This is a genomic window from Micrococcus sp. CS26 (assembly GCF_055522295.1).
Genome location: NZ_JBVFVY010000036.1, coordinates 1 through 10,203, shown reverse-complemented (window position 1 = coordinate 10,203; position 10,203 = coordinate 1). Strand labels below are relative to the sequence as shown.

Here is a 10,203-nt window from a genome sequence, read left to right as displayed (position 1 = left end):
CGGCGAGCCGGGCGGCGATCGCGGAGCGGTTGGCCTGCGCGAGCCGGGCCTGCAGCGCGGGCAGGTCCTGGCCGGCGCCCATCACGGCGCCGCGGGCGTCCACGACGCGGTAGTCCATCCGCAGGTGCAGGGGCACCGCGTCCGGGGCCCACAGTCCGGGCTCCACCACCACGCCGCGCACCCGGCGCACGGCCGCGGACAGCGCGTCCGGCAGCTCGTCCCGCAGCGGGTCGGCGTGGGCCTCGAGGTCCGCGACGAGCTGCTGGGCCACGTCCGGGGCGGGCACGAGGTTCTTGCGCACGGCCTTGGGCAACGCCTTGATGAGGGCGGTGACGAGCTCGACCCGCAGGCCGGGGACCAGCCACGCGAAGGGGCCGGGGGAGACCTGGTTGAGCAGCAGGATCGGCACGGCCACGGTCACGCCGTCGGTGCCGGCCGCGCCGGTCGGGTCGTACGTGTACTCGAGGTCGAGCTCCACGTCGCCGCCGGGCATCGGATACGTGAACGTGGTGGGGAACGCGTCGGTGTCCAGGTCCTCGGCGTCGGCGGTGAGCAGGGCGGCGACGTCGAGGTCCAGCAGGTCCGGCTGATCCTGGCGCGCCTTCTTCCACCACGCGTCGAAGTGCCGCTCGGAGACGACGTTTCCCGGGATCCGCGCGTCGTAGAAGGCGAACAGGTCCTCGTCCCCGATCCGCAGGTCGCGGCGGCGCAGGCGCGTCTCGAGGGCGTCGACCTCCTCGAGCGCGGCGCGGTTGCGGGCGAAGAACCGGTGGCGCGTGCGCCAGTCGCCCTCCACGAGGGCGTGCCGGATGAACAGCTCGCGGGAGAGCTCCGGGTCGATGCGGCCGTACCGGACCGAGCGGTCCGGGATCAGGGTGACGCCGAACAGCGTCACCTTCTCGCGCGCGACGACGGAGCCCGCCCGCCGCGACCAGTGCGGCTCGTTGTAGGCCCGCTTGACGAGGTGGCCGGCGACCTCCTCGGCCCACTCCGGCTCGATCCGGGCCACCGTGCGCGCCCACAGCCGTGAGGTCTCCACGAGCTCGGCGGCCATGACGAACGGGTGGCGCTTCTTGAACAGGGCGGAGCCGGGGAACACGGCGAAGCGGGTGCCGCGGGCGCCCGCGTACTCGCGACGGCGCTCGTCGTAGGCGCCGATCTGCGCGAGCAGGCCGGTGAGCAGGGACTTGTGCACCGCCTCGTGCCGGCCCACCGGGTCCACGGGTCCGGCCTCGACGGTGAGGCCCACGTCCTTGGCGAGCTGGCGCAGCTGGCGCACCAGGTCCTGCCACTCCTGCACGCGCAGCCAGTTGATGTGCTCACGGCGGCACAGCTTCCGGAACTGGGAGCCGGAGAGCTCCTTCTGCCGCTCGTGCAGGTAGGCCCAGAGGTTCAGGATCGCGGAGAAGTCCGAGTTCTCGTCCGCGAACCGGCGGTGCAGCTCGTCCGCGGCCTCGCGCTGCTCCGTGGGGCGCTCGCGGGGGTCCTGGATGGTCAGGGCCGCGGCGATCACCATGACCTCCCGGACGCAGCCGCGTTCACCGGCCTCGAGGATCATGCGGCCCAGCCGCGGGTCAACGGGCAGACGGGCCAGGCGGCGTCCGACCCGGGTGATGGTGCCGGCGCGGGCGCCGCCGGCCTCGAGCGCGCCGAGCTCGGTGAGCGTGGTGGCGCCGTCGGTGACCTGTCGGCCGTCCGGGGGCTGGACGAAGGGGAACTCCTTGACGTCGCCCGGGGTGCGGGCCACACCGAGGGACAGCATCTGCAGGATCACCGAGGCCAGGGAGGTGCGCAGGATCTCCGGGTCCGTGAACTCGGGGCGGGAGAGGTAGTCCTCCTCCGAGTACAGGCGGATCGCGATGCCGTCCGAGGTGCGGCCGGACCGGCCCGCGCGCTGGTTCGCGCTGGCCTGGGAGACACGCTCGATCGGCAGGCGCTGCACCTTGGTGCGGTGCGAGTACCGCGAGATGCGCGCGGTGCCCGTGTCGATCACGTACTTGATGCCCGGCACGGTCAGGGAGGTCTCGGCGACGTTCGTGGCCAGCACGATCCGCCGGCGCACCCCGGCCCCGGCGCGGCCGAACACGCGGTGCTGCTCCGCCATGGACAGGCGGCCGAACAGCGGCAGGATCTCCGTGCCGGCCAGGCGCGTGGTGCCGGCGACGACGCCGGTCAGGTGGTCCGCGGCCTCGCGGATCTCCCGCTCGCCCGGCAGGAACACGAGGATGTCACCCGGCGGCTCGGCGGCCAGCTCGAGGACGGCGTCGCCGATCGCGTCGAGGGGGTCGCGGGTCTCGGCGGCGTCGTCCGCATCGTCCTCGGGGTCGTCGGGGGAGGGCTCGTCGGTCAGCGGCCGGTAGCGGATCTCGACGGGGTAGGTGCGCCCCGAGACCTCGATGATCGGCGCCGGGACCACGCGGCCGCCGTCGTCGGCCTCCACCGCGTCCGCATGGTCCTCGCCCGCGGCCAGCGGCCGGCCGAAGTGCCGGGCGAAGCGCTCCGGGTCGATGGTGGCCGAGGTGATGATCACCTTCAGGTCCGGGCGCTGGGGCAGCAGGTTGCGCAGGTAGCCCAGGAGGAAGTCGATGTTGAGGCTGCGCTCGTGGGCCTCGTCCACGATGATCACGGAGTAGCGGCGCAGCTGCGGGTCGTGGGGGATCTCGGCCAGCAGGATGCCGTCCGTCATGACCTTGACCCGGGTGGCCTTCGAGGTCTGCGCCGTGAAGCGGACCTGGTAGCCGACCGTCTGCCCGATCTCCTCGCCCAGCTCCTGCGCGATGCGTTCGGCCACGGAGCGGGCGGCGATGCGCCGGGGCTGGGTGTGGCCGATCGAGCCGGCCTCCCCGAGCCCGAGGGCCAGGCACATCTTCGGCAGCTGCGTGGTCTTGCCCGAGCCGGTCTCGCCCGCGACGATCACCACCTGGTGGTCGCGGATCGCGGCCATGATCTCCTCACGGCGCTCCGCCACCGGCAGGTGTTCGGGGAACGTGATCGCGACGGCGTCGTGGGGCGTCGCCGACGGCTGCGCGGCGGGCGTGGAGGGCGGGGGAGTCTGCGTCATGACGGCCTCCATCCTAGGCGCGCGGGGGCCCGGGCCGACCCGGACGGGGCGAATCTGGGACGGACCTGGGACTGGGGCTGAGAGTCCGGATGTGATTCTCTGGAGCCCATGGACACGAACACCGTCTTCCTGTTGGCGGCGATCGGCCTCTATTTCCTCGCGATGATCGCGATCGGCCTGTACGCCTCCCGCAAGAACACCGACCTCGACGACTACATGCTCGCAGGACGCGACATGAAGCCGTCCGTCGCGGCGCTCTCCGCGGGTGCGTCCGACATGTCCGGCTGGCTCCTGATGGGCCTGCCCGGCGCGATCTACGCCGCGGGCCTGGTCGAGGGCTGGATGGCGGTCGGCCTGACCGTGGGCGCGTGGGTGAACTGGCGCGTGGTCGCCCCCCGCCTGCGCTCCTACACCGAGGTGGCCGGGAACTCGATCACGATCCCGTCCTTCCTCGAGAACCGATTCAAGGACCGCACGCACATCCTGCGGATCGTGGCCGGCCTGATCATCCTCGTGTTCTTCACCTTCTACGTGTCCTCGGGCATGGTGGCCGGCGGCAAGTTCGTCGAGTCCACCTTCGGCCCCGACTCCTTCTACGCCCAGGGCATCAGCATCAACTACCTCACCGGCATGCTCGTGGTCGCGGGCATCACGGTGCTCTACACCCTGTTCGGCGGCTTCCTCGGCGCCTCGCTGACGGACGTGGCCCAGGGCATCCTCATGTTCCTCTCCCTGCTGGCCGTCCCCATCGTCGTGATCCTGACCATGGGCGGCTGGGACGCCGTCGTCGAGGGCATCCGCGCCGCCGACGCCGCCGGCGGCGGAGTGAACCACTTCTCGATGTTCGAGAACGCAACGCTGATCGGCGTCCTGTCCTCCCTCGCCTGGGGCCTGGGCTACTTCGGCCAGCCGCACATCATCGTCCGCTTCATGGCCCTGCGCACCCCGCACGACGCGGCCGTCGCCCGGCGCGTCGGCATCGGCTGGATGGCGCTGTCCGTGTTCGGTGCCGTGATGGTGGCCCTCGTGGGCATCGCCTACTTCCAGGCCAACCCCGGCACCACGCTCGAGGACCCGGAGACCGTGTTCCTGGTGCTTGCCTCGATCATGTTCCACCCGTTCGTGGCCGGCCTGGTGCTGGCCGCCGTCCTCGCCGCGATCATGTCCACGCTCTCCTCGCAGCTGATCGTGTGCTCCTCCGCCCTGGTGGAGGACCTCTACATGCTGCGCGGGCGCACCGGTTCCCCGACGTTCACCCTGTGGCTCGGCCGCATCGGCGTGCTGGTGGTGGCGCTCGTGGCGGGGCTGCTCGCCCTCAACCCGGACTCCTCCGTGCTCGAGCTCGTCTCCTTCGCGTGGGCCGGCTTCGGCGCCGCCTTCGGCCCTGTGATCCTGCTCGCCCTGTACTGGCCGCGGTTCACCTCGTGGGGGGCGATGGCCGCCATGGTCACCGGCGCCGCCGTCGCCTGGGTGTGGTCCGAGGCCAGTGCCGAGACGTGGGAGTGGTTCGGCCTGTACGAGCTGCTGCCGGGCTTCGTCGCCGCCTTCGTGGTGGGTGTGGTGGTGTCCCTCGTGACCCAGCGCTCGCGCCGGGTGCAGCGGCGGATCGACGCCGAGTTCACCGGCGCGATCGACATCGTGGCCGGCCGCGAGCCGGACCCGGACGTGGCCCCGGCCGCCATGACGCGCGACGCCGCCGGGGGCTCGACCGCATCCGCCGCGGATCCGCGCGCGCAGGCGTGAGGCTCTTCCTCGCGATCCGTCCGCCGAGGGCCGTGCTCGACCACCTCGAGCCGGCCCTCGACGGCGTCCGGGACCGGGCCGGACGCGCGCTGCGCTGGACCGAGCCGGAGCAGCGGCACCTGACGCTGGCGTTCCACCCGGAGGTGCCCGCCGGCGCCGTGGACGACGTCGTCGCCGACGCCGGCCGCATCGCGGCGGGACATGCCCCGCTGCACCTGCACCTGGCCGGAGCGGGGGAGTTCTCCCACCGCACGCTCTGGGTGGGGGTGGGCGGGCAGGTCCGGGAGCTCGGCGCGCTCCTGGCGGAGCCCTGGCTCGCCGACGACGACGGCCGGGACCGCCGGCGTGCCCACCTCACCGTGGCGCGGGTCTCGGCCGCCGCGCCCCGACCTCGGGGTCGGAGGCGGGGCGAGCCCCGTCCGCCGGCACCGGCCACCGTCCTGCTGGCCGAGGCCGTGCGCGCGCTCGCCGTGTACCGCGGTCCGCAGTGGACCGCCGACGGGGTCGAGGTCGTGGCGTCCCGGCTCGGCGAGGGACGGTCCGGCGGGCCGCTGCACGAGGTGCTGGCGACCGTCCCGCTGCGCGGCTGAGAGGCCGACGGGGCGGCCGGAGCGGGAGACCCGCCCGGCCGACCCGGCCCCGGGTCAGCCCTCCAGGGGGCCCTGCACCGCGTACAGGCGCTTGTTGGCGAACTCGTCCACGGCCATGGGGCCGAGCTCGCGGCCGAAGCCCGAGCGCTTCACGCCGCCGAAGGGCAGGTTCGCGCCGGCGGCGGAGGCGAGGTTCACGTTCGCCATGCCCACCTCGAGCTGGCCGGCCACGCGCTTGGCCTCGTCCAGGTCCGTGGAGAACACGGCGCCGCCGAGACCGTACTGGGAGTCGTTGGCCAGGGCCACGGCCTCCTCGGCCGAGGACACCTTGTAGACCACGGAGGCCATGCCGAACAGCTCCTGCGTGTAGGCGGGGTTCTCCTGGTCCACGTCCGTGATCACGGCCGGGGAGACGTAGAAGCCCTCGCCCTGGGGGCCGGACACGCGCTCGCCGCCCACGTGGACGGTGGCGCCGGCCTCCTTGGCCGCGGCGATCTGCTCGGTGAGCCCGTCGGCCGCGGACTCGGAGGACAGCGGGCCGTAGACGTCGGCGTCGCGCGAGGTCGGGTCGCCGGGCTTCATCGCCGAGGAGCGCTGGACCAGCTCATCCACGAAGTCGTCGTAGATGTCCTCCATGACGATCATGCGCTTGTTCGAGTTGCAGGCCTGGCCCCAGTTGCCCATCCGGGTGGCCAGTGCGTCGCGGGCGGCGGCGCGGGCGTCCGGCGCGGAGAGCACGATGTACGGATCGGAGCCGCCGAGCTCGAGCACAACCTTCTTGAGGTGCCGACCGGCCTGCTCGGCGACGGTGGCGCCGGCCCGCTCCGAACCGGTGAGGGACACGCCCTGCACGCGCGGATCGGCGATGATCGTGGAGATCTGGTCGTGGGTGGCGAACACGTTCTGGTACACGCCCTCCGGGAGCCCGGCCTCGGTGAAGAGCTCTTCCAGCAGCTGCGCCACCTGCGGGTTGATCTCGGCGTGCTTGAGCAGGATGGTGTTGCCGAGCACGAGGTTCGGCGCCACGAAACGGGCCACCTGGTACACCGGGAAGTTCCACGGCATGATCCCCAGCAGCGGGCCGAGCGGCAGCCGCTGGATGAACGCCTCCTGCCCGGAGAACTGCTTGATCCGCTGGTCCGCGAGCAGCTCCTCGGCCTCGTCCGCGTAGTACCCGAAGATCTGGGCGCCGTAGCGCACCTCGCCGACTGCCGCGCCGAGGGACTTGCCCATCTCCGTGGTGATCAGCGCGGCGATGTCCTTGGAGCGCTCGGCCAGCAGCTCGGAGATCCGCTTCACGACGGCGGCGCGCTCGGCCACCGACTTCCGGGACCACTGCTCGTACGCGGCCTGCGAGGCGTCGAGGGCGTCGGCGATCTGCTGGTCCGTGGCGTTGTCGAAGGACTTCAGCAGCTCCCCGGTGGCCGGGTTGATCGTGCGGTAGCCCTGAGATGCGGAGGTGGTGGTCATCAGTCGTCACCCTTTCGTGTGGACGTCCTGCGTTGAGCTCCCCATCCTGCCGGAGGCCCCCGCTCACTCCCAGATCCCGGACGCCCCTCTTCGCCACGAGCCGAGAAGGTGGGTGTCCACGATCCCGGCGGCCTCCAGCAGGGCGAAGCACGTGGTCGGCCCCACGAATCGGCAGCCGTGCGCCTTCAGCGCCCTCGCGAGCGCGCGCGACTCGTCCGAGGTCGAGGGGACCTGGGCCACCGTCTCCGGCCGTGGGGTCGCGGCAGGCTGGTGCGCCCAGACCAGCCCCGGCAGACCGCGGGCCGGCCGGTCGCCGTCGCCGTGCCAGGCCGGGCCCGCGCCGGGGGCGCCCGGGTGCAGCGGGGCGAACCGCTCGTCGCGCATCCCGACGACGGCCCTCGCGTTCGCGATCGCGGCCTCGATCTTGCGCCGGTTCCGGATGATGCCGGGGTCTGACAGCAACGCCTCGACTTCCGCGTCCCCGAACGCCGCGACGGCGTCCGCGTCGAAGCCCGCGAACACCTCCCAGAACCGGGGCCGCTTGGCCAGGACGGTCCGCCAGCTCAGGCCCGACTGGAACGCCTCGAGCACGAGGCGCTCGAACAGGCCCCGCTCGTCCGTGACGGGCAGGCCCCACTCCGTGTCGTAGTACTCCCGCAGCAGCGGATCCCGTGCCGCCCACGGCGGGCGGGCCCGCCCGTCCTCACCCACGACGACGCCACTCGGCGGCGCCTGTCGCCCGCCCGCCGGTGGGTCCTCGGCGAGGGTGGAGACGGGGACGGGGAGGCCGTCGTCGGCGTGGTGCGCGCTCATGCACCCGAGCCTAGGAGCGGCCCCGGACATCCGGAGCCGGAACGCGACGCCCGGGGACGCAGCCCCGTCTACGGACACCTGTGCAGGAGGCACGGCCAGACGTCGTCACTCGAGCCGCCCGGCCCGCAGCCGCCACGTGTGGTCGCACCGGGCCGCCACGGCGGGGTCGTGCGTGACGACCACGATCGCCCGCTCCGGCTGGGACATGGAGCGGAAGAGCCCCATCACCTCGTCGGTGCGCTCCTCGTCCAGGGCGCCCGTCGGCTCGTCGGCGAGCAGCAGGGAGGGCCCCATGATCACGGCCCGGGCGATGGCCACGCGCTGGCGCTCGCCGCCGGAGAGCCGGCCGACGGGGTGGTGGAGACGGTCTCCGAGCCCGAGGCGCGTCAGAAGCTCGGCGGCTATGTTGCGGCGCTCCCGCTTCGAGGTGCGCGGCCGCGCGTAGAGCAGCGGCAGGGCCGCGTTGTCCATGGCGGTCGCCCGATCGATGAGCAGATGGTCCTGGAGCACGATGCCGCACGTCCGGTTCCGGTAGGCGTCGCCGTCGGACGACCACGGTGCCGGCAGGCTCCGCCCAGCCACACGGATGCTGCCGGCGTCCGGTGTGTCAAGGCAGGCGAGGAGCCGCAGCAGGGTGGACTTGCCGGACCCGGAGGGTCCCATGATCGCGTGGACGCCGCCCTCGGGGACCTGGAGTGAGACGCCTCGGAGCACGGGGACATCCCCGGCGGGGCCGCGGTAGGAGCGGTGCACGTCGTGCACGGTGAGCAGGGACATCACACGGTCCCTTCGACGAGTGCCGCCGTGCGGACGGCCCGGTGCAGCTGGCGGAGGGGATGACGGGTGCACGCAGCGGCGATCGCCAAGACGACCGCCAGCCCGACCACGACGACGGCAGGCGCCGGACGCAGTCCGCCCGCTTCCGAGGCGATGCCGAGGCCGAGCAACGATCCGAGCACGGCCGGAATGCCCCATACCGCGGCCACGGATGTGGCGATCCGGAGCCGGATCAGTCGTCTGGGCGCCCCGACCGTCAGGTGCGCCAGCCACGTGGGCGTGAGTCGACGGGTCACGGTCGTCAGGAGGCTCACCACCGTCACGACGGCGCTGGCAAGCCCGGCGGTGTAGGCGGTGACCATGAGCGCGGCACCGCGGGCTTCTCGGGCGATCGGAGACCTGGCCGAGGCGATCGGGGCCAACTCGGCGACCACGCCCGTCTCGTCCTCGAGGACGTCGAGTGCCGCTCTCACCTCGGAGGCCGCGTCCTGGCGTGCCACGACGGAACCGTAGACCGCCGCGAGCTGGGCCGGTTCGATCAGGCCGGCCATGGTCGTCGTGCTGGTGACGATGACGGGCGACTCACCCAGGGGCCAGAGGGATCCGTCGGCCCGCGGCGCGGCCGCGTCCCCGGGGAGTGGGCCGGCATAGCTGTGGGGTGTGGACCCCACGTACACGGTGCCGCCCGGTGCCCCGGAGGTGATCGCGGCGGGAGCGAAGTACACACCCTCGGCGGGACTGACGGCAGCAGCGGCGCCGAACTCCCGGGCCAGACCAGGCGTGGCGATGACCGCCCCCTGCAGCCGGGGGTCCTCGATTCCGATGGCGTCCGTCACGAGGAAGGCACGGGGGTCGACTCCGTCGACATGGGCGGCGAACGCCCGGGAGACGGTGTCGACGGCGCGGGGGTGGAGGTCGGTCGTGACGGCGGGGTCCAGGATCCTGGTTGCCACCAGGCCCGACGACTCGGCGTCCTCGAGCACCTCGAGCGCCGTGGTCACTCCGCCGGCGACGCCCAGGGCCAGTCCGAACACGACCGACGCCACGGTCGTGTGCAGCAGGGACAGGAACAGCAGTCCGGGCGTGTCGAACAGGTCGCGGAGGCCGTCCGCAACGGCCCGCATGGCTGCCGTCATGCGTGTGCCCTTCGGACCCAGAGGGTGGACAGGGTCGTGCCGAGGATGAGGATGGCGTCCACGACGAGCACGGCGGACCAGAGGAGAGCGGTGTCGCCGGTGAGACCGATCTCCGCGTCCCACCGGGGCCATGCCACGAGCCAGACTCCGCCGGCACTCGCGGCGGCGGTCGTCCAGGCGACCATGGCGGGCCGGACACCGAGCCGGGCCGCTCGCAGTGGGGAGGCACCGACGAGGCGGTGCGAGGTGACGGCAGGGAGCAGTCGACTGCGCAGGGTCGTGCGCCAGACGACCTGTGCGCCCAGCAGGGCGAAGCCGGCGATCACGGCGAGCAGGGGCACATGGACACTGCGTCGCATCGCTGCCTCCCACGGCGGCGGGAGCGGGACGACGTCGACGACGACACCGGCCCGCCGCAGCGATTGGACGAGCTCGTCGACCTGGGCCGGTGAGCCGCCGATCACGCCGGCAAGGGACGAACTGTCGGTGGAGAGGAACGGGACCAGGAGGTCTGCTTCGGTGGCGCGATCCGGCGCGGAGGAGAGGTCTCGGACGACGACCCGATCGACGTCCGGCCAGCTCAGTTCGCCCGCAGCGGCACGTGCGGCAAAGG

8 protein-coding genes are annotated in these 10,203 nt (G+C 72.9%); 2 read left to right on the top strand and 6 right to left on the bottom strand.

Annotation, left to right across the window (positions count from 1 at the left end; genetic code table 11):
• The coding region (gene hrpA, locus ACZ1IK_RS10770; RefSeq protein ID WP_465098504.1) for an ATP-dependent RNA helicase HrpA at positions 1-3,061 on the bottom strand (3,061 nt) is incomplete at its 3' end.
• 108 nt (positions 3,062-3,169) lie between these two features.
• Between hrpA and putP the strand changes: the two genes are divergently transcribed.
• Positions 3,170-4,804 carry a sodium/proline symporter PutP gene (gene putP, locus ACZ1IK_RS10765; RefSeq protein WP_098093186.1) on the top strand — a complete coding sequence of 545 codons (1,635 nt, stop codon included), beginning with the start codon at positions 3,170-3,172 and terminating at the stop codon, positions 4,802-4,804.
• Positions 4,801-5,394 carry a 2'-5' RNA ligase family protein gene (locus ACZ1IK_RS10760; protein ID WP_036341396.1) on the top strand — a complete coding sequence of 198 codons (594 nt, stop codon included), beginning with the start codon at positions 4,801-4,803 and terminating at the stop codon, positions 5,392-5,394. The genes putP and ACZ1IK_RS10760 overlap by 4 nt, the downstream gene beginning before the upstream one ends.
• Before the next feature lie 54 nt (positions 5,395-5,448).
• On the opposite strand, the gene ACZ1IK_RS10755 is transcribed toward ACZ1IK_RS10760, so the two are convergent.
• From ACZ1IK_RS10755 to ACZ1IK_RS10735, 5 genes are all read right to left on the bottom strand, one after another.
• A complete protein-coding gene (locus ACZ1IK_RS10755) occupies positions 5,449-6,864 on the bottom strand; it encodes an NAD-dependent succinate-semialdehyde dehydrogenase (protein WP_036341393.1) in 1,416 nt (471 codons plus the stop codon).
• Between the two features lie 63 nt (positions 6,865-6,927).
• The gene (locus ACZ1IK_RS10750) at positions 6,928-7,677 is read right to left on the bottom strand and encodes a DNA-3-methyladenine glycosylase I (RefSeq protein ID WP_036341391.1); all 750 of its coding nucleotides are present in this window, start codon (positions 7,675-7,677) and stop codon (positions 6,928-6,930) included.
• 105 nt (positions 7,678-7,782) lie between these two features.
• On the bottom strand, positions 7,783-8,454 hold the full coding sequence (locus ACZ1IK_RS10745; RefSeq protein WP_144919010.1) for an ABC transporter ATP-binding protein: 672 nt from the start codon (positions 8,452-8,454) through the stop codon (positions 7,783-7,785).
• Positions 8,454-9,590, bottom strand: a complete 1,137-nt coding sequence (locus tag ACZ1IK_RS10740; protein ID WP_230277818.1) for a hypothetical protein — start codon at positions 9,588-9,590, stop codon at positions 8,454-8,456. The genes ACZ1IK_RS10745 and ACZ1IK_RS10740 overlap by 1 nt, the downstream gene beginning before the upstream one ends.
• Positions 9,587-10,203 (bottom strand): hypothetical protein (locus ACZ1IK_RS10735; RefSeq protein WP_465098503.1); only part of this gene is annotated, 617 nt, incomplete at its 5' end. The genes ACZ1IK_RS10740 and ACZ1IK_RS10735, both read right to left, overlap by 4 nt.

Bases quoted from the DNA above. Each gene is read 5' to 3' on its own strand.
- ACZ1IK_RS10755 (WP_036341393.1), bottom strand. From the start codon at position 6,864: ATGACCACCACCTCCGCATCTCAGGGCTACCGCACGATCAACCCGGCC.
- ACZ1IK_RS10740 (WP_230277818.1), bottom strand. From the start codon at position 9,590: ATGACGGCAGCCATGCGGGCCGTTGCGGACGGCCTCCGCGACCTGTTC.
- putP (WP_098093186.1), top strand. From the start codon at position 3,170: ATGGACACGAACACCGTCTTCCTGTTGGCGGCGATCGGCCTCTATTTC.
- ACZ1IK_RS10750 (WP_036341391.1), bottom strand. From the start codon at position 7,677: ATGAGCGCGCACCACGCCGACGACGGCCTCCCCGTCCCCGTCTCCACC.
- ACZ1IK_RS10745 (WP_144919010.1), bottom strand. From the start codon at position 8,454: ATGTCCCTGCTCACCGTGCACGACGTGCACCGCTCCTACCGCGGCCCC.